Origin of the sequence: Fusobacterium perfoetens ATCC 29250 (genome assembly GCF_000622245.1) — a bacterium.
GTDB classification, from domain to species: Bacteria; Fusobacteriota; Fusobacteriia; order Fusobacteriales; family Fusobacteriaceae; genus Fusobacterium_B; species Fusobacterium_B perfoetens.
Map to the genome: position 1 here is coordinate 162456 of NZ_JHXW01000004.1, position 24232 is coordinate 186687.

The window sequence follows — 24232 nt, forward strand, 5'->3', positions numbered from 1 at the left end:
AAGTGTATTTTTTATAAAATTTTATTTTTTAAATTAAATATGGTTTTACTATATCTAAAAATTCTTCTTTATTTGTTGTTAAAAATTCCCTAAATGTAACTTTCTTTTCATTTAATTTACAGGCTATATCACCAATACATTTAGGAATTTCTCTCATTATTATTGTTCCTATTTTTTCTCCTAATTCAGTTTTTTCTCTACTAAATACTCCGCCTACATATAAATCAAAAACATCTTCAAGAACATCTCCAACTTTTCTTTTTCCTCCAGCAAAACCAATTTCATTAATTTGATGTCTTGCACAAGAATTTTGACAACCTGAAATATGAATAGATGGTAAATATTTTTCTTCAATATTATTTTCTTTTAAATAATCTAAAATAGTAACTAATAATTTCTGACTTTGTTCAATTCCCATTTGACAAGTTGGAACTCCTATACAACTTACACTTTGCTGTACTTTATTCAACATTCTAATGTTCTTTGTTAATTCTAATAATTCTAAAGCTTGCTCTTCAGTAAGATTTCTTACATATATACTTTCTTTCATACTAAGTCTAGCTTCTGTATTAGGATTTTTATCTAAAAATTTAACAATAGTTTTAAAAGAATTTGTTGGTAATTGACCATTTAAAGGGTGAACTACTACTGTATATAAATTATCTTGTCTTTGATGTAATAAATAATCTGTTTCTTCTAATTTATGAGAATAACTTTCTAAAGTTTTAGATATTTCAATAGGAATATTTACATCTAATGATAATCTTTCTTTAACTTCTTTTAAATGCTTTTCATAGCATTCAAAAAATTCATTTATTCCCATACGTCTAGGAATGTATCTTGTTCTTGCTTTTGCTTTATTTTGATAATCTCCCTCAGCCATAAATAATTGTGTCATAGCCTCTACATGATAAAGAATGTCTTTAGTTTCTATTAATTTATTATAATGAAGAGCTGGAGCTGGATTTCCGCCTAATCCCCCTGCTAAAAATACTCTAAAATAAGGTTTCCCTTCTTTTATAGTTGCCATAAATCCTAAATCATTTAAAGTACTATTACTTTCATCTACATCACTTGATGAAAAAGCAATTTTTAATTTTCTTGGTAATTTATAAGTCATTATTTGTCTCATTAAATATTTTCCAACTTCTAAAGCAAAAGGAGTAACATCAAAATACTCATTTTTTTCTACTCCAGACATAACTGAAAGAGAAACATTTCTTGGAAAATTTCCTCCACCACCACGAGTATAAAGATTATTATCAATTGACTCTGACATTATATCACAAACATCATCTATTCCTAAATCATGAAGTTGAATAGCTTGTCTTGTTGTTAAATGTAAACGTTCTATAGAATATCTATCCAAGAAAGTATCTATTAATTTTAGATGTTCTAATGGTAAAATTCCAGAACTTGTGCGTAGTCTAATCATGAACTTTTCTCCACCACGTTGTGCATAAACCCCCATTCCACCTGATTTTCCTTTAAAATCACCTACAGATACTTCTTTATTTAAAAATCTATATCCTAATTCTCTAAAATCCTTTATTTCATCTTTTAATAGTTGATTATAATTATTCATTCTCTCTCCTTAACTTTATTATTTTTATTTCTAAAATATTGAATTGTTGATTCTTTTGCTTTAGCTAAATGTTTTCTGTTTATCTTTTTAGCTTTATCTAATTCATTATTTTTAATACATTTTAATATTTCTATATGTTCAAGATAAGCTTCTTTCAATCTAATATCACTTTCTAAAGAACTTAATCTAAGTTTCCCTAAAATAAAAGTATAACTTTTTAAAATTTTAGTAGTAAAATCTAATTTACAATACTTATATAAAATTTTATTAAAATCAGAAAATAATTTTTTTAATTCGATAACATTTGATATTTCAATATAAAATTTTGTTAAATTAATATTATTTTCTAATTCTAAAATTAAACTTTCAGTTGAATCTAATGAAAAAAGTCTATCAAATATAATATCTTCAAGTGCCATCCTAATATCAAAAATTTCTTCAATTCTTTCTTCATTCATTTCCATAATTTTTATTCTTCCATTAGGCGTTCTTTCTATAACTCCTTCAATTTCTAACTTTTTTATAGCTTCTCTTAAAGGAGTTCTACTAACATTTAGTTTTTCACATAATTCTAATTCAACTATTTTTTCTCCAAATTCAAATTGTCCAGTCATAAATTGTTCTTTTAATTGAATATATATATTATCACTTATATTTGTTCTTTTTTGCATAAACTAACCCCGTTTTACATATTATATTTACATTATACTTTAAAATGTAAAATATTGCAAAATATATTAAAAAAGTAGGAAATCTTTAAAAATTATCTCCTACTTTTTTATTTTTTCATTTATTTTATTTAACTTGTCTTATTACATCTATAACTGTTCCATCTCTATATTCTATTATACCTACAATATTATCTCCAAATTGAGTTTTTTCAGGAATACCTGTTAAATGTTCTACTTCTTCTTTTAATTCTCTCATTGTTTTTGTTTTAATTCCTACACTATCTAAAGCTTCTTGCAAATCCTTTCTCTTAGGATTTACACATACTCCTCTTTCTGTAACTAATATATCTACTGTTTCTCCTGGAGTAACCACATTTGTTACTTTATCTACAATTATAGGAATTCTCTTTCTCATTGTAGGTGCAACAACTAAAGTTAATTTTGCTCCTGCTGCTGTATCTGGTGCTCCTCCTACAGCCCCCATTATCATTCCTGTTGACCCTGTTAAAGAATTTATATTAAACTCTTCATCAATTTCTGTTGCTGATAGTATCATTACATCTAATTGATGAGCTACACAAGATTTATTATGAGGATTTGCATACATTGAAGATGACATTTCTATATGATTAGAATTTTTTGCTACTGAAGCTGCTGCTACACTATCAAAACTTTGTGTATCTAATATAACATCAAAATATCCCTCTTCTAATAATTCTACTAAATATCCTGTTGCTCCACCAGATACAAAAGAACCTTTTATCTCATTTTCTTTCATGTAATCTTTTAAAAATCTACATACTGCTAAAGATGATCCTCCTGAACCTGCTTGGAAAGAAAATCCATTTTTTATACTTCCTGTTGCTATTAAAACTTTTGCTGCATTTTCTGCTATTAATAATTCTTGAGGATTTTTAGTTATTCTTGTAGCTCCTGTAGCTATTTGTTCAGGGTCTCCTATTGAATCTACAACTACTACATAATCTGTATATATCATTGGAATAGATATTTTCTTTAAAGGAAAATCCATTAAATTATCAGTTATTGCTACAACTTTTTCAGCATATTCAGCATCTACCATAGGATATCCCATAGCTCCAAATGCTGATTTTCCTTCACATCCATTCATATTTCCCATAGGGTCACATGCTGGAGCTGCTATAAAAGCTATATCTATTTTTAATTCTCCTGCTTCAATTGCTCTTCCTCTTCCACCATGTGTTCTAAATACTACAGGTTTTCCTAATATATTGTTTTTAGAAATTTCTTTTGCTATTTCTCCTCTAAGACCAGAGGTATTTATCCCAGTAACTACACCATTTCTTATATGTTCTATTAAAGGTTCATGAGCTTTTGTTAAAGATGATGCTACTAGAGTAATATTTTTTATTCCCATATTTGCTATTTCATCCATAACCATATTTAAGACATAATCACCATTTCTTAAATGGTGATGAAATGAAATTGTCATTCCATCTTTAATTTCACATTTTTCTAGTGCTTCTCTTATTGATGCTACTATTTTATTTTGACCTGGTTTAGAAAAAGATTTATTAGGAGAATATTTTTTTCCTGTTGGAATAGTCTCAAATGGTCCTACATAAGGTTTTACTTCTCCATATCCTTCTATATAATTAGGTATTTCTCTATTTACTTTATTTATTAATGTCTTTATTTCCAATTTTATTCATCTCCTTATTATTTTATAACTCCTGCAGCTTGTGCAAGTCTAACAACTCTTTCTGCTTTAGAAATTACAGGAATATCAACCATTTTTCCATCAACAGTAATAACTCCACCTTTACTAATGTCTGCTGCTTTAGCTGCTTCTACTATTCTTATAGATTTTTCTATTTCTTCTTTACTTGGAGTGAATACATCATGAACAACTTTTATTTGAGAAGGATGTATACAAGATTTACCAGCAAATCCCAAATTCATAGAAGATTTTACTTCATTTCTAAATCCTTCCATATCAGAAATATCGGCCCAAACTGTATCTATAGCATCAATTCCAGCTATTGAAGCAGCCATAACTACCATATTTCTAGCCATAAAAATCTCTGTACCTTCTTTTGTTCTAGAAGCTCCTAAACATCTAGTATAATCTTCTGCTCCAAAAGATACACTAACTATTCTTGGAGAAGCAGTTACTATGTTTAAAACATTCATAACTGCCTTTGGAGTTTCTATAGAAGCTTGTATTTTACAAGAACCTATTTCTATTCCATTTTCTCTTTCTATTTCTGTTAAAAGTTCATCTAATTCTTTTATTTGTTCTGGAGTTTCTGTCATAGCAAGTCTCATATTTCTAAGTCCTGCAGGAACTAATACTTTAACATCATCTCTTCCAAATTCAGTATACAAAGGATTTATTCTTGCAAATATTTCAGTATCACCATAATCAACTACTTTTAAAGCTTCTGCTAATAAATCTCTTGCTGAATCTTTTTCCGAATACTTAACTGCATCTTCTAAATCAAAGATAACACAATCTGCTCCATATAAATGAGCAGTCACTAACATTTTTGGATTAGTTGCTGGAGAAAACATCATTGTTCTTCTTGATCTTTTTATTTCCACTATTTTTCCCCTCCATTCATTGCTCTTCTTACAGCTGTTCTTGTTCTTGCTTTTATTACAAAATCTAAAGCCCCAAAATCTTGAACTAATATTTTAGCATTTTTTATACTCATTTCTTCTATAACTTCCTTAACAGCTTTTTCCATTAATTTTCCAAACATTTTTTTTAATTTAGATTCAATAATAATTTCTATTCCTTCATGATTTAAATCAACAGTTACTAAAACATCTGAATCTTTTTCATTGCCACAAATGCCAATCATTTTGTAGTCCTCCTTATATCTACTGTATATTGTATACATCATATCTAATTATTATATTAAAATATTTTTCTTCTTTTGTCAATCTTTTCTTTATTATTCTAAAATAAGAGAAAAATATTTTTCTCTTATTTTTATTATTTTATTTATTTTTTTTATTAAATAATACCATTTTTATTAAAGGATACACTAACATAATAACACATACGCTTACTAAAATAGCTGTTATAGGTTTTGAAAATATTCCTATAAAATCTCCATTAGTTAAAGTATATGCTCTTCTAAAATTAGATTCACTCATTTGTCCTAATACCAAACCTAATACCAAAGCAGCTGAATTATATTTTAATTTTACAAAAAGATATCCTAATATCCCTGCTGTTGTCATTAATAATATGTCTCCTGTATTATTTTTTAAAGCATAGGCTCCAATAGTAGCAAGCATTATTATAACTGGTCCTAAAATAGTATAAGGTACTGCTAATATTTTGGCAAATATTTTTGCTACCAACATTGCTACAATTACCATTACTATATTAGTTATAAACATTGATCCAAATACAGAAGCTAAATAGTCAGGTTGAGTTTTTACCAACAAAGGACCTATTTGTACTCCTTTTATTACCAAAGCTGTCATCATAATTGCTGCAGCATTACCTCCTGGAATTCCAAGAGATAATAAAGGAACCATAGAACCACCTGTTGCTGCATTATTAGCAGCTTCTGAAGCAACTATCCCATCTGCTATTCCTGTTCCTAATTTATCTGCTTTTTTATTTATTTTTTTTTCTATAGCATAAGATAAAAAAGATGCAATTGTAGCTCCAGCTCCAGGTAAAATTCCTACTATTGTTCCTAAAATGGAAGATCTTGTCATAGTTGCCTTTGTTTCCCATAATTCTTTAAAACTTGGTAAAACAGTTTTTACTTTTGCTTCTCCTTCTCCTGAAGTACTTTCTAATTTTTCTTTTTTCTTTCCAGTTTGTTTTAAAACTTCTGTTACAGCAAAAAGTCCAATCATTATAGGAATCATCTCAATTCCTGAAAGTAATGTAGAACTTCCCCAAGTAAATCTTGCGATTCCTAACATAGGATCCATTCCGATACATGCTAAAAATAACCCTAATAAACCAGAAATTAAAGTTTTTACTATATTATCACTATCAAGACAAGATAAAACTGATAATCCTAAAAAAGATACTGCAAATAATTCAGAAGGTCCAAATTTTAATGCCACACTTGATAATTGTGGAGAAATTAAAGCCATTGCAAATGCTGCAACCATTCCTCCTATTGCAGAAGCTACTAAAGAAAAACCTAAAGCTTTTCCAGCCTCTCCTCTTTGAGCCATTGGATATCCATCAAATGTTGTTGGAGCACTTGAAGGAGTTCCAGGTATTTTAAATAAAATAGCTGTTATTCCCCCTCCTGTAATAGAAGCACAATATACAGAAACTAAAAAAGCTATTGCTATAACTGGATTCATAGCATAAGCAAAAGGAAGAGCTAAGGCAACAGCCATTGAAGCACTAACACCAGGAAGAGCTCCAAAGATAACTCCTAATACTGTTCCAGCTGTTATCAATAAAAATGTACTTGGTACAAGTATAATTTTTAAACCTGAAAATAACAAATTAAACATATATTATATCCCCCTTTTTATTTTTAGTATAATAGTTTCTAATGATAGTGCTATATTACGGAAAATTCCTATACCTCTTTCTAATCTAATATCTAGTAATCCCTGAAAAACTATATATAAAATAGCTGTTATTATAAAAGAAAATATAATAAGTTTTATTATATTTTTTTCTCCTAAAAGAGCTCCATAAGCAATTAGAAATATAAAACAACTTGTTATAAATCCTATGTAAGACATTGAAATTGTCATAAAAACTATTAAAAGCATTCCTATAAATAATTTACTTTTAAAAAAATCAAAAATATTTATTTTTTCTATTTTTTTTTGTTTTAAGTTTGTTATTAAATTTGAAAATAAAAGAATTATCATCAATATTAAAATAATTCTAGGCCAAAATGCTGCTCCTAACTCAGTTGGTGTTGGAGTAGGAGATTGTATTCCTACTAAAAAGAAACAATAAATACTAAATATTATTAATCCTATTGAAAATAAAATATCCAAAATTTTCACCACCTTTTATAAAAAAAAGAGTGTAGAGAGTATACACTCTTTTTTAATTCATTTACTATTTTTTGCCAAAAAGTTCTGTTAAATCTTTATAATCTTGATCCCATTGTGCCTTAAAATCAGCAGTGTTTTTCCATCCTTGTCTTTGATCTAATCCTTCTGTTTTAGCCCATTTTTGGAATGATTCACTAGCTATAGCTTTTTCTGCTGCATTTTCAAAAGCTTTTAGTGCTTTTTCAGGTGTTCCTTTTATATAGAAAATTCCCCTAGCAGGTCCAAAGAAACAATCTAAACCTAACTCTCCTGCACATTGAACATTTTCAAATCCTGGTAATGTTAATCTTTCTTCAGTTGCTGTTAATATAACTTTCATATCCCCAGAAGCTATCATTGCTGATACTTCAGCTGGACCAACAACAGCAAGACCTACATGCCCTCCAATAACATCTGCATTTAATTGAGACCCTTCAGTATAAGCAACTGGCTCTATAGCATCACCAAAAGCATTTTTTACACAAGCTGTATCAAGCCCTGTTATTGACATAACTCCTGCTTTTACTTTTCCTGGATTTTTAGCCACATAATCCATTAATTCTTCATAAGTATTATATGGAGCTTTTGCTCCTGTTACAAATATATTAACATCATGTACCATTTGTACTAAAGGTTGTAATGTGCCATAAACATCATAATCTGTTGCCCCTGCTATTTGAGCTAATAATGGAGATGGTGTTGCCATTATGTATGTATATCCATCTGCTGGTTGTTTTGCTCCAAATTCTATTCCTGATACTCCTCCTGCTCCAGCTCTATTGTTAACAACAACTGGTACACCTAATTCTTTTTCAAGTGCTGTTGCAAAATTTCTTGTAGTTGTATCTGCTCCTCCACCATTTCCCCAAGGACAAATAATTTCTACTTTTCTTTCCCATTCCCATTCTCCATTAGTTTGAGTCTGGTCATTACCACCACATCCTCCAAATATTAGTAACAATGATGCAGATATTGCTGCAAACAAACCTCTTTTTTTAAACATATTCTCACCATCCTTAAACTTTATTAAAATCCCGAATCTTGTATACAGGATTAATCTTAATAAGATTTTATCTTATTTTCTTCATTTTGTCAATCTTTTTTTAGTCTTATTTACGAAATTTTATTCTGAATTTAAAACAAAATAAATATAATATATCTATTTTTTTTCTTTGATAATACCTGTATAAAAAATTTCTTTTTTATTATTTTCTTTAAGAAGAATTACTCCACCTTTTTCATTAATTCCAATAACTTTTCCAACTATTATTCTTGTATTAGTTTTTAATGTAACAACTTTATCAAGAAATAAAAAATCTTTTAAATACTCCTCTATTAGAATTTTTCTATTTGAAATATAACGTTTATCACATATTAAGTTTTCTAATTCATTCAATATATTACAAATTAAAGTTTTTCTATTTATTTCTATTCCTTTTTCTAGTCTAAGTGATGTAACTTTATCTTTAATAGTTTTTGGAAAAGATAAATTATTAACATTAATTCCTATTCCAATAACAATATATTCTATATTATTAGTATCACATTCTATATTGCATTCTGTTAAAATTCCAGCTACTTTTTTATTATTAATTATAATACTATTCCAATCACTCATTGGAGAAATACCAGTTGATTGAAATATCCCTCTAATTACGGCTACAGTTGATGTCAAAGATAATAATTTTAAAGAATCTAAAAAAATATTCTTTTTTAATAAAATACTCATATATATCCCTTTCTCTTTTGGAGAATAAAAATACTTTTCATTTTTTGCTCTTCCATTGATTTGTTCCTCAGCTATTACTACTGTTCCATGTTGTAAAGAATCAACTTCTTTTTTTATATAAGTATTTGTAGAATCTATTTGCTCAAAATATAGAATCTTACTCCCAATTTCTTTACATTGAATATTTGTTTTTATATCAAATTCATTTATATTATTATCATCATATAAACAGTACCCTTTATTATTAACTCCTACTATATTATAACCACTTTTTTTCAAAGAATTAATTCCTTTCCAAATGGCTGTCCTAGAAACTAAAAGAACAGAACTAAGATATTCTCCTGAAACAAAAGTACCTTTATTTTTTAATAAAATTTCTAAGATTTTATATTTTGTCATAAGCTTTCTCCTAAAAATAACATTATTATTTTTATTATATAATGTTATTTAATTGAAATTCAATATAAATTTATTTAATTGCTTTTATTTGAATAAAATGTTATAATACATAATAGTATACAAAAAAAGGAGGTCTTAAAAATAGAATCTTATATCTTTATTTTTGGTTTATTATTATTTTTTAGTCTTTGTTCAATAAAAATATCACATAAAATAAAAATTCCTTTGTTAATTATGTTTATTTTTATAGGAATGTTAGCTGGTTCAGAGGGAATAGGAGGAATTGAATTTGAAGATTATAATTTGGCTCAAAATATAGGAAATTTTGCTCTTCTATTTATTTTATTTAGTGGAGCTTTGGAAACTAATAAAAATGATGTTATATCTTCTTTATATCCTAGTGGGACTTTAGCTACTTTAGGAGTTTTCTTAACAGCTATATTATCAGCTACTTTTACTTATTTTTTAACAAATTTTTCTTGGATGGAATCATTAATATTTGGAGCTTTTGTATCCTCTACTGATGCTGCTGCTGTAATATCTATATTAGGTGAGTCAAAATTAAATAAAAAAGTTAAAACTGTAATAGAAATTGAATCAGGAAGTAATGACCCAATGGCCTATGCTCTTATATTATTTTTTATTTCTATTTATGAAATTGGAAATTTGGATATTATTAATGGAATAATATTTTTATTAAAACAAATTATTATAGGAGGAGCTTTAGGATTCATATTCGGAAAAATAACTATCCCAATATCTAAATTTTTATCTATAAAAAGAGAAGAATTTTTAATTATTCATGTAATTTCTTTCCTATTTATCTGTTATTCTTTGACAAATCTATTAAATGGAAATGGTTTCTTAGCAATCTATTTAATGGGAATTTTAGTAGGAAATGAAAAATTTGAATATAGAATAAATCTTTTAAGAAATATGAGAGCTTTTTCTTGGATTATGCAAATTACAATGTTCTTAATTTTAGGTTTATTAGTATTTCCTTCACAACTTTTATCTGTTATTTGGACTGGAAGTTTTTTAGCTATTTTAGTTATTATTTTAGGAAGATTTATCGTAGTCTTTTCTCTTCTTTCTATTTTTAAATTTGATATAAAAGAAAAATTTTTTGTTTCATGGGCTGGTTTGAAAGGGGCAGTTCCTATAATATTTTCAATAATGGCTGTAACACATGATTTAGAAAATTCTCAAATGATGTTTAATATGATATTTTATATGGTAGTATTTTCTGTCTTAATTCAAGGAACAAGTTTAAAATTTATTGCTAAATATCTTGGTCTATTAGAAAAAGATGAAGAAAACAATGAGATATCTTTAGATGAAATAGAGGAACTAGCAATAAAAAAATTGTATATTACTCAATATTCTGATTATTTGAATAAACAAATAAAAGATTTAAATTTAGGTGAAAAAGGAATACATATAATATCTGTAAAAAGAGGTAAAAATTATTTGACTCCTAATGGTTCTTTAAAATTTGAATCAGGAGATGAAGTTTTATTCTCTCAAAATTAAAAAAGGGATTATACATCCCTTTTTTTAAATTTTTATTTTAAAAGTAAAAATATCATTCTCAATCTCTAAATCAAAAGCTATCTCCAATAATTCCAATACATTTTTTATTATAGATAATCCTAGTCCTGACCCATCTACACTTTCATTTAATGAGTTACTTCCTCTTTTAAAAGGAAAAAAAAGTTCTTCAGATTTTTCTTTTATAATATTTTTTATTTTATTTTTAATTATAAGCATATTATTTTTATAAAAAATATTTATTTCTGAGTTTTCAGGTGAATATTTAAAAGAATTTTCAATTAGATTATCAATTACAACTTTAAAAAATCTATAATCTGTATTAATTTTTATATCTTTCTCTATATCAATATTTATTGTTAAATCTTTTTCTAACTCAATTAATTCATACTTACTCAAACTTTCTTGTATAACTTCTCTTAAAATAAAATCCTTTTTAATCAAATTATTTTTTGAATACGAAATTTTAGATAAAAAAAGAAGATTATTTATAAGTTCTGACATCTCTCCTGTTTCTTTTATAAGAGCAGCATATAATTTTTTCTTCTCTTTTTCTGACAAATTCGTATTTGATTCTAGATTTTGAGAAATCATATTAACTACTGATACTGGCGTTTTTAATTGATGAGATGCATTTCCAACAAAATTTCTTAAATCATTAATTGAAATTTTTAAATTATTTGACATTTTTTCTATAGAAATAGCTAACTCTTCTATTTCATCATTTGTATGTATACCAATTTTATCTATAAAATCTTGATTTGATATTTTTTGAGAAGCATCTCTTAATTTTTTAATATTTTTAGTAAGTTTTTTTGAAAAGAAATTAGCAAAAATAAAACTGATAATCAATGCTATAAAAATGGAAATTCCTTGTATTATAAAAACTTCAAATCTATAATTATCAAAAGCTACCAAAGGAATAAATATTGTTAATGGTGTTTTTCCATCAATTGTATCATAATATGCTAAATATCTTCCTCCATTTTTCATAGTTCTTACTATCACTTGTTTTTCAGGTAAATCTTTTTTCAATTTATGATAATGTTCTTTCTTTATTTTCTTATAATTTGGAACCATCTTTTTTCCTAAAATTATTTGAACCCCATTTTCTGAGTTTTCTTCTATTATATATTCTAATAATTTTTCTTCATCATTTTTTAATTTTTTTACATTATTTGCAATATAAGGTATTTCTATTTTTTTTCTATAAATATAAAATCTATCTAAAAAAGTTAAATTTAAAAATTGAGTAATCAAAATTCCTATTATACTTATAGTTATCGAAAAAATTAATAATTTTTTAGAAAAATTAAATTTTCTTTTCTTCATAAGAATATCCCATTCCTCTCAATGTTTTAATTCTATCAGAATACTTACCTAATTTTTTTCTAAGTCTTTTCACTAAAGTATCTACAGCTCTATCTCCACCTTCATAATCAAATCCCCAAATTTCATTTATTAATTTTTCTCTGCTCAAAATAAAATTTTTATTTTTTATAAAATATTCTAAAAGTTGTGCTTCTTTAGGAGATAATTCTATTTTTTCATCATCAATTGATAACTCCAAAGTTCTTATATCAAACCCCATTCCTTCAAAATAATAATTACTTTTACCATCTATTTTCAATATTCTTTTTATTCTAGCAAGTAAAATTTTTAAATTTATTGGTTTTGTCACATAGTCATCAGCTCCCAATTCTAATCCATATAATTCATCAAATTCACTATCCCTAGCTGTCATCATTATAATTGGAAGTGTTGAATTCTCTCTTATTTCTTTACAAATTTCCCATCCATTTTTATTTGGTAAATTAATATCTAATAATACTAAGTCTGGAGTAAGATTATAAAATTTTTCCAAAGCTTTATCACCATCAAAAATTACAAAGGTTTCAAAATTTTCTTTTCTTAAAAAAAGTTCTATAGAATAAGCTAACTCTTTTTCATCTTCTATTATTAAAATTTTTTTCATAATAACCTCTCATCTTAAATTTTTATAATAAAAATTTAACATATAATAAAAAAACTGTCAATTAGTAAACCTAATTAACAGTTTTATTTTTTGAATGGCGTACTCGAGAGGAATCGAACCCCCAACACCCTGATCCGTAGTCAAGTGCTCTATCCAATTGAGCTACGAGTACTTATAATAAAAAAAGGTAGTTAGACTACCCTTATATCCTAAATGGCGGTGAAGGAGAGATTTGAACTCTCGGTACCATTTTTAATTGGTACACTCCCTTAGCAGGGGAGCGCATTCGGCCAGCTCTGCCACTTCACCACTGGCGGAGAACTAGAGACTCGAACTCTAAAGCCTTACGGCGTCGGTTTTCAAGACCGATTCCTTACCAATTAGGATAGCTCTCCACTTCAAAAATTTTATCATATTCTTTCTATTTTGTCAATATTTTTTAAGTTAAAGTTAGATTTTTTTACAAAACTATTGAAAATAAAAGAAATTTTTATTTTTTTATAAATCCACTCAAAATAACTCTATATTCTTCATCATAAAGAGTCAATAATTGTCCTGGGGTAATCGCTCTTACTTTCTCATTTAAAAATTCTATTTTTACCTCATTTTCTGATAAAATTATTACTTTACAAAGATGAAACTTATCTCTTGATCTAGTCTTAGCTAAAAAAGTTTTATCACTAATTTCATCTAATTTTTTATATTTAAAAAGATTTATATCAGTTGCTATTAGATTTTCTTTAAATAAATCTTCATTATTTCCTAATATAATTTCATTTTTCTCTTTATTAAAACCTATTACATAATAAGGAGAACTTCCAGATATTCCTAGACCTTTTCTTTGACCAATAGTATAAAAACCTAATCCCATATGTTTTCCTAAAATTTTTCCATTTTTATCTACAAAATTTCCTTTTTTAGCAATCTTTCCATTTGTACTTGCAAATAAAAATTCTTCTAATTTTCCATCTTCTATAAAGCAAATTTCTTGAGAATCTTTTTTTGCAAATACCCTTACTCCTAAATATTTTCCTAATTCTCTTACCTCTGTTTTTGTTAATCTCCCTAAAGGAAACATTAATTTTTTAACTTTTTCCTCTTTTGCTTGAGATAAAAAATATACTTGGTCTTTTGTTAGGTCATCTCCTATTTTTAATAATCCATTTTCTATATTACTATAATGTCCTGTGGCCATATAATCAGCACCTTTTTCTATAGAAAAATCTATTAATTCTCCCATTTTTATATGCTTATTACATACAACACATGGATTAGGAGTTCTTCCATTTTCATATTCACTTACAAAATAATCAATAACTTCTTTTTTAAATTTTTCACGAACATCCAAAATATAATGTTCTATTCCTAAATCATCACATACTTTTTTAGCATCATCATCTATACTTTGATCTGTTGTTTTCATTGTAACACCAAAAATATTATATCCCTGTTTCTTTAATAGATAGGCTGTTACTGAACTATCTACTCCACCACTCATAGCTACTGCTACTGTTACTTTTGTATTCCCTCCATTATATTTGATTAAATTATCAAATTTATTTTTTAACTCTAAATTTTCCATTTATTCCTCCATAAATAATATATTTATATATAAACATACTTTCAAAGAGTAGTCATATATCTTTATAAATAAAAATAACACAGAAAAGCTGTGTTATTTTTATAGAAATCCTTTATATTCTTTCATTACTAAATGAGCATCTATTTGTTGAACTGTATCTAAAGCTACTCCAACAACGATTATTATTCCAGTTCCACCAAAGAAGACTGGTAATCCTAATGCTGTAAATATAGCCATTGGTAAAATAGCTATAGCGGCTAAAAAGATAGCCCCTCCCCAAGTAATTCTAGTTACAACTCCTTCTAAATACTCAACTGTTTCTTCACCAGGTCTTATTCCAGGAATAGTCCCTCCACCTTGTTTTAAATTGTCTGCTACTCTCTCAGGGTCAAACATAATTGCTGTATAAAAGAAAGAAAAGAATATTATTATTAATGCATATAATATCATATATACTGGATGTTTTTGATCAAAGAATAATACTAAATAATCTCTATATGGAAAAGTTGTTGGTAATGATCTTATTAATAATGATGGTATCATCATCATTACAGAAGCAAAAATAACTGGCATAACTCCAGATGTATTTAATTTTAAAGGAATATATGAGTTTTGTGCAACTCCTCCCCTTACTCCAAATCCTTTTCCTACATAATGAACTGGTATTTTTCTTTGTCCTAATTGAAATAAAATAATCACAGACACTGATAAAATAGCTGCAATAGCTACTGCTATCAGTACAGGTATTATAAATTTACTTCCTTTCATTAATTGTATAGTCTGAACTATACTAGAAGGACCTCTTGATATTATATTTAAAAAAATTAATAAAGAAACTCCATTTCCTATTCCATTAACAGAAATTTGTTCCCCTACCCACATCAAGAACACAGTTCCAGCTGTAAGTATAGTAATAGTTACTAGCATAAATCTAAATCCAGGTTCAATTACTAATCCAGCAGATGTCAACCAAACACAAACTCCTATTCCTTGCATTATAGCAATAAAGATTGTGACATATCTTGTCCATTGATTTATTTTATTTCTTCCTGATTCTCCTTCTTTTTGAATTTCATCAATTTTAGGGATAATAACAGCAAGTAAGCTAAATACAATGGAAGCATTGATATATGGCACAATTCCTAAAGCAAAAATAGAAATTCTTTGAAAAGCTCCACCTGAAAACATGTTAATAAAACCTAATAAATCATTTTGAGCTGTCATTGCTGATAATCTATCAATATCAATTCCTGGAGCAGGGATAAATGTCCCTACTCTAGCAACTAAAAACATCAACAAGGTAAAAATAATTCTCGATCTTAGCTCCGGAATTTTTACAACTCCTCTTAACTTATTGTTAAAGCTTTCCATTAAAGTCAAAGTTTTTCACCTCGCTTTTTATTAAACAATTATTTATTGTTTTTTGCTACATCAGCAAAAGTTTTAACTTCGATGATTTCTACTGTTCCACCTTTTTCTTCAATAGCTTTTTGAGCAGATTTAGAAACTTTATGAGCCTCTACAGAAACTTTTCTTTCTAAAACTCCGTTTCCTAAAACTTTAACTCCATCATTTAATTTTTTAATTAATCCAGCTTCTAATAAGATTTCAGGAGTTACTACTGTTCCTTCCTCAAATCTATTTAATGTATCTAAATTAATTATTGTATATTCTTTCTTAAATGGATAGTTACTAAATCCTCTTTTTGGAGTTCTTCTAATTACAGGCATTTGTCCACCTTCAAAACCAGGTTTTAATCCTGCTCCAGATCTAGATTTTTGTCCATTACTTCCTTTTCCAGCTGTTTTTCCCCAACCAGAAGATTCTCCTCTTCCTACTCTTTTTCTGTTTTTTCTAGGTACAGAAGGTTGTAATTCGTTTAAATTCATTGATTATTGCACCTCCTCTACATCTAATAAGTAAGAAACTAATTCTATTTTACCCTTAATTTCAGGAGTAAGTTCGTGTTCTACTACACTATTCATTTTCTTAAGCCCTAGCGACTTTACAGTTGCTATATGGTTAGGCTTTCTTCCTATTATACTTTTTGCAAGTCTTATTCTAACCTTTGCCATTTTCCTCTAAACCTCCTAGCTTAAGATTTCCTTAACAGTTTTTCCTCTTAAAGCAGCTACTTCTTCAGCAGTTCTTAATAATCTTAAACCTTCTATTGTTGCTCTAGCAACATTGTGTTTATTTTTAGAACCTTTAATTTTTGTTAATATGTTATGAACTCCTACTAATTCAAGGATTTCTCTACATGAAGATCCAGAAATAACTCCAGTTCCTTCATATGCAGGTGACATCCATACAGTAGTTGCTCCCCATTTTCCTTCTATTTCATGAGGTATAGTTCTACCTTTAAGAGAAACATCTATCATGTTTTTCTTAGCAGCAGCTACAGCCTTTCTTATAGCATCTGGTACACCATTTGCTTTTCCTAATCCAATTCCTATTTTTCCTTCTTTATTTCCTACAGCAGCTAAAACTGAGAAAGATATAGTTCTTCCTCCTTTAGTTGTCTTAGAAACTCTAGAAATTTTTAATAGTTTTTCTTCAAATTCTTTTTCTTCTCTATTTTCAATTAACTTAGACAAGTGAAGTCCTCCTCTCTTATAAAATTAGAAGTTTAATCCATTTTCTCTTGCTGCTTCTGCAAGAGCAGATACTCTTCCTGTATAAATGTATCCTGATCTATCGAATACTACATCTTTTATATTTTTTGCTACAGCTCTTTCAGCTAATAATTTTCCAACTGCTTTAGCTGCTTCTACGTTTCCACCGTTTGCTAAAGTTCCTTTTAGTTCTTTATCTATAGTTGATGCAGAAACTAAAGTTACTCCATTAACATCATCTACTAATTGTGCAAACATATTAGTGTTTGATCTATATATAGAAAGTCTTGGTCTTTCTGCTGTACCAGAAATTTTATTTCTAATTGATAAGTGTTTTCTTTCTCTAACAGCTTGTCTATCTACTTTCTTAAACAACTCACTTACCTCCTTTTTGAGCTATATCCTATGATTTTTTACCTTCTTTTCTTCTGATTACTTCATCAGCGTATTTAACTCCTTTTCCTTTATAAGGCTCTGGAGCTCTCTTAGATCTGATGTTAGCTGCTATTTGTCCAACTAAATCTTTCTCTATTCCTTCAACTATTATAGTTGTATTTTTTTCAACTGTAAAAGTGATATTATCTACTGGATCAATTTTTACAGGATGTGAATATCCTAAAGATAATTCTAATCCTTTTCCTTGAACTGCTGCTCTATATCCAACCCCTACTAGATTTAAAACTTTTTTAAATCCTTCACTTACTCCAACAACCATATTGTGAAGTAATGCTCTAGTTGTTCCATGTAAAGCTCTCATTTCTATTTCATCATTTGGTCTTTCAACAATGATGTGATTTCCTTCTACTTTTATAGTTATATTTTTATTAAATTCTTTTGTTAAAGTACCTTTAGGTCCTTTTACAGTAGCAACATTTCCATCTACTGTAACTGTAACCCCAGCAGGTACCACTATAGGTTTTTTACCTATTCTTGACATTAATGGACACCTCCTAGTTTAATTACCATACGAATGCAAGGATTTCTCCACCTACATTCTCTTTTCTTGCTACTCTATCTGTAACAATTCCTTTTGAAGTAGATACAATTGCTATTCCTAAACCTGAAAGAACTCTTGGTAACTCATCAACTTGAGCATAAACTCTTCTACCTGGTTTAGAAATTCTTTTTAATCCCTTAATTACTCTTTCTTTTCCTTCGTATTTTAAATATATTCTTATATTTTTTATATTTTCATCAGTTATTACTTTATAGTTAGCTATATATCCTTCATCTTTTAAAATCTTAGCTAATGTAAGTTTTAAGTTAGAATATGGAACATCAACTTTCTCATGCATAACTGCGTTAGCGTTTCTGATTCTTGTTAACATATCTGCGATTGGATCTGTTAAAAACATTTAGTTAATCCTCCTTCCTTAATCAATGGTATATTTTACCAAGATGATTTTTTTACTCCAGGAATTAATCCTGCACCTGCTAATTGTCTAAATTTAACTCTTGAAATTCCAAATTCTCTCATGAATCCTCTTGGTCTTCCATCAATTTGACATCTATTTTTTTGTCTAACAGCTGAAGAGTTTACTGGTAATTTGTTTAATTCAAACATTGCTTCAGTATCTCCCTCTAACACTCTTTTCTTTAATTCAGCTCTTTTAGCTGCATATTTATCACAAAGTGCCGCTCTTTTAACATCTCTAGCGATCATTGACTTTTTAGCCATTCCTTATCCTCCTTACCAATTACTTTTTAAAAGGCATTCCGAAAGCCTTAAGTAAAGCTCTTCCTTCTTCATCAGTTTTAGCAGAAGATACTATTGTGATAGACATACCTTGTAATTTCTCAACTTTATCAAATTCTATTTCAGGGAAAACTAATTGATCTCTTAATCCTAAAGAATAGTTTCCTCTTCCATCAAATGAATTTGTTGGAACTCCTTCAAAGTCTCTAACTCTTGGAAGTACAACATTTATTAATCTATCAAGGAAATCATACATTCTTTCCTTTCTTAAAGTAACTTTTGCACCGATTGCTTGATTTTCTCTTAATTTAAATCCAGCTTCTGATTTTTTAGCTCTTCTTTCTACTGGTTTTTGTCCAGTTATTATTGCTAAATCATTCATTGCTGCTTCCATTAATTTAGCATTTTGAGTTGCTTCTCCAACTCCCATATTTACTATTATTTTTTCTAGAGTTGGACATTCCATTACATTTTTTAAGTCTAACTCTTTCATTAAATTTTCTTTGATTACTTCATCAAATAATTTATGATATCTAGAAATATATTTAGACACTTACGTTATCCTCCCTTCTTATAGAACTTCACCAGACACTTTTGAGTATCTAACTTTTTTTCCATCTACAACTTTATATCCAACTCTTGTTGGTTTTCCTGCTTTTGCATCAAATAACATTACTTTTGATGAGAACATTGGAGCTGGTTTAGTAACAACTCCACCTTGTGGGTTCACTTGAGATGGTTTTAAGTTCTTAGTTACTACATTTACTCCCTCAACTACTACTTTTCCTTTTTTAGGGAATACTTTTAATACTTTTCCTGTTTTTCCTTTATCTTTACCAGATATTACATAAACTGTATCTCCAGTTTTTACATGTAATGATGCTGGAACAAATTTTACTTTAGGTTTAGCCACAGTATTAGCCTCCTCTCTATATTACTTCTGGAGCAAGAGATACTATTTTCATAAAGTTTTTAGCTCTTAATTCTCTTGCAACAGGTCCAAAAATTCTTGTTGCTTTAGGTTCATTATTATTGTTGATTATAACACCTGCGTTATCATCAAATTTTATATATGATCCATCTTCTCTTCTTAATTCTTTTCTTGTTCTAACGATGACAGCTTTAACTACGTCACCTTTTTTAACGTTACCACCAGGTATTGCTTCCTTTACTGATGCTACAACTATGTCTCCGATTTTTCCAAATCTTTTTTTAGTTCCACCAAGTACTCTGATAACCATTATCTTTTTAGCACCTGAGTTGTCTGCAACATTAAGGATAGTTTGTTGTTGTACCATTAAAATATCCTCCTTCCAAAATTATTGGATTATTTTGCTCTTTCTAAAACTTCAACTAATCTCCATCTTTTGTCTCTTGATAATGGTCTAGTTTCCATTATTCTTACTCTATCACCAACTTGAGCTACATTATTCTCATCGTGGGCTTTAAACTTAGTTGTTTTCTTAACTCTTTTTTTATAAATTGGATGTAAAACCATTGTAGCTATTGCAACAACTATTGTTTTATCCATTTTATCAGAAACAACTACACCTTCTCTTACTTTTCTATCGTTTCTCAAGGTTTTGACCTCCTATTTCCAAGAATTATCTATAAAAAATCTTATCTTTCATTTAATATTGTATTCATTCTAGCAATTTCTCTTCTAACTTCTCTGATTCTAGCAGTGTTAGTTAATTGTCCTAATGAAAGTTGAAATTTTAGATTGAATAATTCTTCTTTAAGTTCTTTACACTTAACCACTAAGTCTTCAGTAGACATTTCTCTTATATCCTTAGCTTTCATTAATTCTCACCGCCATTCTCTTTTTTTACTATTTTACATTTAATAGGTAATTTCATAGAAGCTTTTCTTAAAGCTGCTAATGCTAATTCCTCACTTACACCAGAAACTTCAAACATCATTCTTCCAGGTTTTACTACGCAAACCCAACCTTCAACTGCTCCTTTACCTTTTCCCATTCTCACTCCAGCTGGTCTAGCTGTAATTGGTTTATCAGGGAATATTCTTATAAATGTTTTTCCTTCTCTCTTAAATGTTCTATTTATTCCAACTCTACATGCTTCTATTTGTCTATTTGTTATCCAAGCTGGTTCTAAAGCTTGTAATCCATAATCTCCAAATGCTACAGTATTTCCTCTTTGAGCAGAACCTTTCATTCTTCCTCTAAACATTTTTCTATGTTTTGTTCTTTTAGGCATTAACATGATTACGCTTCCCCTCCTTCTTTCTTAGTTGGAAGTACTTCTCCGTTAAATATCCATACTTTTATTCCTAATGCTCCATATGTTGTATGAGCTGTTGCAGTAGCATAATCTATATCAGCTCTTAATGTATGTAAAGGTACTTTTCCTTCTACCATCCATTCAGCTCTTGCTATTTCTGCTCCATTTAATCTTCCTGAAATCATAACTTTAATTCCTTTTGCTCCTGATTTCATAGCTCTCATTATAGCTTGATTAGCAGCTCTTTTGTATGCTACCCTTTTTTCAATTGATCCAGCTATATTTTCTGCTACTAATACAGCATCTCTATTAAAGTTTTTAACTTCTAATACTTTAACTAATACTTTTTTTCCAGTTAAAGCTTCTAATTTTACTCTTAATTCTTCTATTTCAGCACCTTTTCTACCAATAACAATTCCAGCTTTAGCTGCATGAATTATTACAACTACTTGTGAAGGTGATGTTCTTTCTATATTAACTTTTGATATCCCAGCATGGAAATAATTTTTCTTTACGAACTCTCTGATTTTTACATCTTCATGGAAATATTTTACATATTCCTTTTTATCTGCATACCAGTTAGAGTCCCAAGTTCTTGTTATTCCAAGTCTTAATCCTCTAGGGTCTACTTTTTGTCCCACAGTTGTTAACCTCCTTAATAAACTACTTCTCAGATACTCCAACGATAACATGAGCTGTTGGTTTTCTTATTATATCTGCTCTTCCCATTGCTCTAGGACTCATTCTCTTAAGAGCTGGTCCATCATTGATCATTATTGTAGATATAACTAATTTTTCATCATCTAGTTTTGCATTATGTGTAGCATTAGCTATTGCTGATGCTAAAGTTTTCTTTATAATTCTAGCTGCTTTTTTATTTGTAAATTCTAATATATCTAGTGCTTCTAGAGCTGATTTTCCTCTCACTAAGTCAGCTACTAATCTAGCTTTTCTTGGAGACATTCTCACGAATCTAGTACTTGCTTTTACTTCCACTAGTTTCTCCTCCTTTTTTATTTTTTAACTCAAATATATATTTTTTCCTACTTTTTATTTACCTTTTGTATGTCCATGATAAGTTCTTGTAGGTGCAAATTCTCCTAATTTATGTCCAACCATTTGTTCAGTTACATATACTGGTATATGTTTTTTTCCATTATAAACTCCAAAAGTTAATCCTATGAAGTTAGGGAATATTGTTGATCTTCTTGACCAAGTTTTTATAACTGCTTTTAAGTTATTGTTTGCCTTAGCATCTTCAACCTTTTTCATTAGATGATGATCACAAAAAGGTCCTTTTCTAAGTGATCTTGCCATAACCTATATTACCTCCTCTCGAAATTACTTATCGTTTCTTCTTCTTACGATAAACTTATCAGATACTTTTCTTCCTCTTGTTTTAACACCAAGAGCTGGTTTACCCCAAGGAGTTAATGGTGATTTTCTACCTACAGTAGCTTTTCCTTCTCCTCCTCCATGAGGGTGGTCACAAGGGTTCATTGCAGATCCTCTAACATGAGGTCTTCTTCCCATAAGTCTATTTCTTCCTGCTTTTCCGATTGAAACTAGGTTATGTTCAGCATTTCCTACTTCTCCAATAGTAGCTGTACATTCTCCATGTATTAATCTAAGTTCTCCTGATGGTAACTCAACGTGGCAATAAGTTCCTTCTTTAGCAACAAGTCTTGCAGCTGTTCCAGCAGATCTTACTAATTGTCCACCTTTTCCTACTTGTAATTCAATATTATGAATTTGTGCTCCAACTGGCATATCTTTTAATTTTAATGCATTTCCAGGTTTTATTTCAGCATTTGATCCGTTCATTACAACGTCTCCTACTTTTAAACCTTTAGGTGCTAATATATATGCTTTAGCTCCATCTGCATAATATAATAATGCGATATTTGCTGTTCTGTTTGGATCGTATTCTATTGATTTAACAGTTGCAGGAACATCTAATTTATTTCTTTTAAAATCAATTATTCTATATAATCTTTTATGACCTTTTTGTCTATTAACATTTGTTCTGTGTCCAAAGTTATCTATTCCATATGCAGATTTTAAAGGCACAGTTAAAGACTTTTCAGGTCTTGCTTTACTTAATTCAGGCACAACAAGTCTAGACATGTGTCTAACTCCATCACTTGTTGGTTTCATCTTTTTAATAGCCATTTCTTAATCCTCCAAAATTTTATTATGAGACCTATAACTATCTTTAGCCGTTATTATGCTTCTTTAAAGTAAGAAATTGTTCCAGAAGCTAATTTTACTATTGCTTTCTTTTTAGCTTGAGTTTTATATAATTTCATACCATGTCTTTTTGTTACAGGTTTTATATTTACTGTAGCAACTTCAGCAACTTTAACGTTGAATATTTCTTCTACAGCTTTTTTTATTTCAATTTTATTTGCTTTTCTATTCACTTCAAAAGTATATTTATTATGCTCTCTTCTTAGAAGCTCAGTTTTTTCAGTGATTAGAGGTTTTCTTATGATATCATAAGCTGTCATCTATCCAAGCACCTCCTCAATTGTAGCTAATGCTTCTTTTGTAATAATTACTTTATTTTGTTTTAATAACCAATAAATTCCTAATTCACTTGGTTGGAAAACAACTGCATTTTCTAAGTTTCTAGCAGCTAAGAATAAATTGTAATCATTAGCTGTAGTTAAATCGTTTACTACAAACATTTGTTTTGTTGTTGCATTTAATTCTTTTGTTAAAGCAACTATTGTTTTAGTTTTTGGAGTTTCTACAACACCATCTAATACAACGATGTCTCCATTTGCACATTTTACAGAAAGTGCTGATTTAAGAGCTAAAACTCTAACTTTTTTGTTAACTTTTTTCTCATAGCTTCTAGGTGTTGGTCCAAAAACAACTCCTCCACCTACCATATGTGGAGCTCTGATTGTACCTTGTCTAGCTCTACCAGTACCTTTTTGTTTAAATGGCTTTCTTCCTCCTCCTCTAACCATAGCTCTTGTCTTAGTACAAGCACTTCCTTGTCTAGCAGCTGCTAGTTCTGCAGTAAGAACTTCGTGAAGAACTACTTTATTTGGCTCTATTCCAAATATAGAATCCTTAACTTCAACAGTTCCAGTTTGTGCTCCTGCTAAGTTATATATGTTTAAAACTGCCATTTTTTTCCTCCTTTCACT

Annotated in this window: 33 protein-coding genes and 3 tRNA genes; 1 reads left to right on the forward strand and 35 read right to left on the reverse strand. The window is 28.6% G+C overall.

What is annotated here, in order from left to right; genetic code table 11:
* Positions 1-28: 28 nt before the first annotated feature.
* From T364_RS0102090 to T364_RS0102130, 9 genes are all read right to left on the reverse strand, one after another.
* Positions 29-1585: a nitrite/sulfite reductase gene (locus T364_RS0102090; protein WP_027128102.1), complete on the reverse strand. Its 1557-nt coding sequence runs from the start codon at positions 1583-1585 to the stop codon at positions 29-31.
* Positions 1582-2256 (reverse strand): GntR family transcriptional regulator, encoded by a 675-nt coding sequence (locus T364_RS10320; RefSeq protein WP_051532605.1) that lies wholly within the window; start codon positions 2254-2256, stop codon positions 1582-1584. Before T364_RS10320 ends, T364_RS0102090 begins: the two co-directional genes overlap by 4 nt.
* Before the next feature lie 124 nt (positions 2257-2380).
* Entirely contained in the window at positions 2381-3931 is a 1551-nt protein-coding gene (gene citF / locus T364_RS0102100) for a citrate lyase subunit alpha (protein ID WP_211249018.1), read from the reverse strand.
* A 23-nt stretch (positions 3932-3954) separates the two neighbouring features.
* The gene (locus T364_RS0102105) at positions 3955-4839 is read right to left on the reverse strand and encodes an HpcH/HpaI aldolase/citrate lyase family protein (protein ID WP_027128104.1); all 885 of its coding nucleotides are present in this window, start codon (positions 4837-4839) and stop codon (positions 3955-3957) included.
* Positions 4839-5102, reverse strand: a complete 264-nt coding sequence (gene citD, locus T364_RS0102110) for a citrate lyase acyl carrier protein (protein ID WP_027128105.1) — start codon at positions 5100-5102, stop codon at positions 4839-4841. The genes T364_RS0102105 and citD overlap by 1 nt, the downstream gene beginning before the upstream one ends.
* Positions 5103-5241: 139 nt before the next feature.
* A complete protein-coding gene (locus tag T364_RS0102115; RefSeq protein ID WP_027128106.1) occupies positions 5242-6741 on the reverse strand; it encodes a tripartite tricarboxylate transporter permease in 1500 nt (499 codons plus the stop codon).
* Positions 6742-6744: 3 nt separating this feature from the next.
* Positions 6745-7242 (reverse strand): tripartite tricarboxylate transporter TctB family protein, encoded by a 498-nt coding sequence (locus tag T364_RS0102120; protein WP_027128107.1) that lies wholly within the window; start codon positions 7240-7242, stop codon positions 6745-6747.
* A 64-nt stretch (positions 7243-7306) separates the two neighbouring features.
* The gene (locus tag T364_RS0102125; protein WP_035945207.1) at positions 7307-8284 is read right to left on the reverse strand and encodes a tripartite tricarboxylate transporter substrate binding protein; all 978 of its coding nucleotides are present in this window, start codon (positions 8282-8284) and stop codon (positions 7307-7309) included.
* A gap of 156 nt (positions 8285-8440) precedes the next feature.
* The gene (locus tag T364_RS0102130) at positions 8441-9409 is read right to left on the reverse strand and encodes a biotin--[acetyl-CoA-carboxylase] ligase (protein WP_035945208.1); all 969 of its coding nucleotides are present in this window, start codon (positions 9407-9409) and stop codon (positions 8441-8443) included.
* A 141-nt stretch (positions 9410-9550) separates the two neighbouring features.
* Here T364_RS0102130 and T364_RS0102135 point away from each other — a divergent pair, with 141 nt between their 5' ends.
* Positions 9551-10942, forward strand: a complete 1392-nt coding sequence (locus T364_RS0102135) for a potassium/proton antiporter (protein WP_027128110.1) — start codon at positions 9551-9553, stop codon at positions 10940-10942.
* A 24-nt stretch (positions 10943-10966) separates the two neighbouring features.
* On the opposite strand, the gene T364_RS0102140 is transcribed toward T364_RS0102135, so the two are convergent.
* The 26 genes from T364_RS0102140 to rplD form a co-directional block, all read right to left on the reverse strand.
* The gene (locus tag T364_RS0102140) at positions 10967-12292 is read right to left on the reverse strand and encodes a HAMP domain-containing sensor histidine kinase (RefSeq protein ID WP_027128111.1); all 1326 of its coding nucleotides are present in this window, start codon (positions 12290-12292) and stop codon (positions 10967-10969) included.
* A complete protein-coding gene (locus T364_RS0102145; protein WP_245596516.1) occupies positions 12273-12935 on the reverse strand; it encodes a response regulator transcription factor in 663 nt (220 codons plus the stop codon). The genes T364_RS0102140 and T364_RS0102145 overlap by 20 nt, the downstream gene beginning before the upstream one ends.
* A gap of 95 nt (positions 12936-13030) precedes the next feature.
* Positions 13031-13107: transfer RNA gene (locus T364_RS0102150), tRNA-Arg, on the reverse strand.
* Between the two features lie 42 nt (positions 13108-13149).
* Positions 13150-13244, reverse strand: a tRNA-Ser gene (locus T364_RS0102155).
* 2 nt (positions 13245-13246) lie between these two features.
* Positions 13247-13330, reverse strand: a tRNA-Ser gene (locus T364_RS0102160).
* A gap of 95 nt (positions 13331-13425) precedes the next feature.
* The gene (gene mnmA, locus T364_RS0102165; RefSeq protein WP_027128113.1) at positions 13426-14517 is read right to left on the reverse strand and encodes a tRNA 2-thiouridine(34) synthase MnmA; all 1092 of its coding nucleotides are present in this window, start codon (positions 14515-14517) and stop codon (positions 13426-13428) included.
* Positions 14518-14616: 99 nt separating this feature from the next.
* Positions 14617-15897: a preprotein translocase subunit SecY gene (gene secY, locus T364_RS0102170; protein WP_027128114.1), complete on the reverse strand. Its 1281-nt coding sequence runs from the start codon at positions 15895-15897 to the stop codon at positions 14617-14619.
* 29 nt (positions 15898-15926) lie between these two features.
* Positions 15927-16406, reverse strand: coding sequence for a 50S ribosomal protein L15 (gene rplO, locus T364_RS0102175; protein ID WP_027128115.1), 480 nt, complete (start codon positions 16404-16406; stop codon positions 15927-15929).
* A 3-nt stretch (positions 16407-16409) separates the two neighbouring features.
* On the reverse strand, positions 16410-16592 hold the full coding sequence (gene rpmD, locus T364_RS0102180) for a 50S ribosomal protein L30 (protein ID WP_027128116.1): 183 nt from the start codon (positions 16590-16592) through the stop codon (positions 16410-16412).
* A 15-nt stretch (positions 16593-16607) separates the two neighbouring features.
* Positions 16608-17114: a 30S ribosomal protein S5 gene (gene rpsE, locus T364_RS0102185; protein ID WP_027128117.1), complete on the reverse strand. Its 507-nt coding sequence runs from the start codon at positions 17112-17114 to the stop codon at positions 16608-16610.
* 24 nt (positions 17115-17138) lie between these two features.
* Positions 17139-17507, reverse strand: a complete 369-nt coding sequence (gene rplR, locus T364_RS0102190) for a 50S ribosomal protein L18 (protein WP_027128118.1) — start codon at positions 17505-17507, stop codon at positions 17139-17141.
* Between the two features lie 28 nt (positions 17508-17535).
* Complete coding sequence (gene rplF / locus T364_RS0102195) at positions 17536-18069, reverse strand: 50S ribosomal protein L6 (RefSeq protein WP_027128119.1); 534 nt, start codon at positions 18067-18069, stop codon at positions 17536-17538.
* A gap of 22 nt (positions 18070-18091) precedes the next feature.
* Complete coding sequence (gene rpsH, locus T364_RS0102200) at positions 18092-18487, reverse strand: 30S ribosomal protein S8 (RefSeq protein ID WP_027128120.1); 396 nt, start codon at positions 18485-18487, stop codon at positions 18092-18094.
* Positions 18488-18522: 35 nt separating this feature from the next.
* Positions 18523-18810, reverse strand: a complete 288-nt coding sequence (gene rpsN, locus T364_RS0102205) for a 30S ribosomal protein S14 (protein WP_027128121.1) — start codon at positions 18808-18810, stop codon at positions 18523-18525.
* Positions 18811-18829: 19 nt separating this feature from the next.
* Positions 18830-19381, reverse strand: a complete 552-nt coding sequence (rplE, locus tag T364_RS0102210; RefSeq protein ID WP_027128122.1) for a 50S ribosomal protein L5 — start codon at positions 19379-19381, stop codon at positions 18830-18832.
* 18 nt (positions 19382-19399) lie between these two features.
* A complete protein-coding gene (gene rplX, locus T364_RS0102215; RefSeq protein ID WP_027128123.1) occupies positions 19400-19741 on the reverse strand; it encodes a 50S ribosomal protein L24 in 342 nt (113 codons plus the stop codon).
* 16 nt (positions 19742-19757) lie between these two features.
* Positions 19758-20126 carry a 50S ribosomal protein L14 gene (rplN, locus tag T364_RS0102220; protein ID WP_027128124.1) on the reverse strand — a complete coding sequence of 123 codons (369 nt, stop codon included), beginning with the start codon at positions 20124-20126 and terminating at the stop codon, positions 19758-19760.
* A gap of 29 nt (positions 20127-20155) precedes the next feature.
* Entirely contained in the window at positions 20156-20407 is a 252-nt protein-coding gene (gene rpsQ / locus T364_RS0102225; RefSeq protein WP_027128125.1) for a 30S ribosomal protein S17, read from the reverse strand.
* A gap of 41 nt (positions 20408-20448) precedes the next feature.
* Positions 20449-20631 carry a 50S ribosomal protein L29 gene (gene rpmC / locus T364_RS0102230; RefSeq protein WP_027128126.1) on the reverse strand — a complete coding sequence of 61 codons (183 nt, stop codon included), beginning with the start codon at positions 20629-20631 and terminating at the stop codon, positions 20449-20451.
* On the reverse strand, positions 20631-21053 hold the full coding sequence (gene rplP, locus T364_RS0102235) for a 50S ribosomal protein L16 (RefSeq protein WP_027128127.1): 423 nt from the start codon (positions 21051-21053) through the stop codon (positions 20631-20633). The genes rpmC and rplP overlap by 1 nt, the downstream gene beginning before the upstream one ends.
* 2 nt (positions 21054-21055) lie before the next feature.
* The gene (rpsC, locus tag T364_RS0102240; protein WP_027128128.1) at positions 21056-21712 is read right to left on the reverse strand and encodes a 30S ribosomal protein S3; all 657 of its coding nucleotides are present in this window, start codon (positions 21710-21712) and stop codon (positions 21056-21058) included.
* 22 nt (positions 21713-21734) lie between these two features.
* Complete coding sequence (gene rplV, locus T364_RS0102245; protein ID WP_027128129.1) at positions 21735-22067, reverse strand: 50S ribosomal protein L22; 333 nt, start codon at positions 22065-22067, stop codon at positions 21735-21737.
* A 54-nt stretch (positions 22068-22121) separates the two neighbouring features.
* A complete protein-coding gene (rpsS, locus tag T364_RS0102250; RefSeq protein ID WP_027128130.1) occupies positions 22122-22388 on the reverse strand; it encodes a 30S ribosomal protein S19 in 267 nt (88 codons plus the stop codon).
* A gap of 24 nt (positions 22389-22412) precedes the next feature.
* Positions 22413-23243 carry a 50S ribosomal protein L2 gene (gene rplB / locus T364_RS0102255; protein WP_027128131.1) on the reverse strand — a complete coding sequence of 277 codons (831 nt, stop codon included), beginning with the start codon at positions 23241-23243 and terminating at the stop codon, positions 22413-22415.
* Between the two features lie 53 nt (positions 23244-23296).
* Positions 23297-23581, reverse strand: a complete 285-nt coding sequence (gene rplW / locus T364_RS0102260; protein WP_027128132.1) for a 50S ribosomal protein L23 — start codon at positions 23579-23581, stop codon at positions 23297-23299.
* A complete protein-coding gene (gene rplD / locus T364_RS0102265; RefSeq protein ID WP_027128133.1) occupies positions 23582-24214 on the reverse strand; it encodes a 50S ribosomal protein L4 in 633 nt (210 codons plus the stop codon). It abuts the gene before it with no gap.
* Between the last annotated feature and the right edge of the window lie 18 nt (positions 24215-24232).

Coding starts and splice junctions, on each gene's coding strand:
- T364_RS0102090 (WP_027128102.1), bottom strand. CDS start 1,585: ATGAATAATTATAATCAACTATTAAAAGATGAAATAAAGGATTTTAGA.
- T364_RS10320 (WP_051532605.1), bottom strand. CDS start 2,256: ATGCAAAAAAGAACAAATATAAGTGATAATATATATATTCAATTAAAA.
- citD (WP_027128105.1), bottom strand. CDS start 5,102: ATGATTGGCATTTGTGGCAATGAAAAAGATTCAGATGTTTTAGTAACT.
- T364_RS0102115 (WP_027128106.1), bottom strand. CDS start 6,741: ATGTTTAATTTGTTATTTTCAGGTTTAAAAATTATACTTGTACCAAGT.
- T364_RS0102125 (WP_035945207.1), bottom strand. CDS start 8,284: ATGTTTAAAAAAAGAGGTTTGTTTGCAGCAATATCTGCATCATTGTTA.
- T364_RS0102130 (WP_035945208.1), bottom strand. CDS start 9,409: ATGACAAAATATAAAATCTTAGAAATTTTATTAAAAAATAAAGGTACT.
- T364_RS0102140 (WP_027128111.1), bottom strand. CDS start 12,292: ATGAAGAAAAGAAAATTTAATTTTTCTAAAAAATTATTAATTTTTTCG.
- T364_RS0102145 (WP_245596516.1), bottom strand. CDS start 12,935: ATGAAAAAAATTTTAATAATAGAAGATGAAAAAGAGTTAGCTTATTCT.
- mnmA (WP_027128113.1), bottom strand. CDS start 14,517: ATGGAAAATTTAGAGTTAAAAAATAAATTTGATAATTTAATCAAATAT.
- rplO (WP_027128115.1), bottom strand. CDS start 16,406: ATGAATTTAAACGAATTACAACCTTCTGTACCTAGAAAAAACAGAAAA.
- rpmD (WP_027128116.1), bottom strand. CDS start 16,592: ATGGCAAAGGTTAGAATAAGACTTGCAAAAAGTATAATAGGAAGAAAG.
- rplF (WP_027128119.1), bottom strand. CDS start 18,069: ATGTCAAGAATAGGTAAAAAACCTATAGTGGTACCTGCTGGGGTTACA.
- rpsH (WP_027128120.1), bottom strand. CDS start 18,487: ATGTTTTTAACAGATCCAATCGCAGATATGTTAACAAGAATCAGAAAC.
- rpsN (WP_027128121.1), bottom strand. CDS start 18,810: ATGGCTAAAAAGTCAATGATCGCTAGAGATGTTAAAAGAGCGGCACTT.
- rplN (WP_027128124.1), bottom strand. CDS start 20,126: ATGGTACAACAACAAACTATCCTTAATGTTGCAGACAACTCAGGTGCT.
- rpmC (WP_027128126.1), bottom strand. CDS start 20,631: ATGAAAGCTAAGGATATAAGAGAAATGTCTACTGAAGACTTAGTGGTT.
- rplP (WP_027128127.1), bottom strand. CDS start 21,053: ATGTTAATGCCTAAAAGAACAAAACATAGAAAAATGTTTAGAGGAAGA.
- rpsS (WP_027128130.1), bottom strand. CDS start 22,388: ATGGCAAGATCACTTAGAAAAGGACCTTTTTGTGATCATCATCTAATG.
- rplB (WP_027128131.1), bottom strand. CDS start 23,243: ATGGCTATTAAAAAGATGAAACCAACAAGTGATGGAGTTAGACACATG.
- rplW (WP_027128132.1), bottom strand. CDS start 23,581: ATGACAGCTTATGATATCATAAGAAAACCTCTAATCACTGAAAAAACT.
- rplD (WP_027128133.1), bottom strand. CDS start 24,214: ATGGCAGTTTTAAACATATATAACTTAGCAGGAGCACAAACTGGAACT.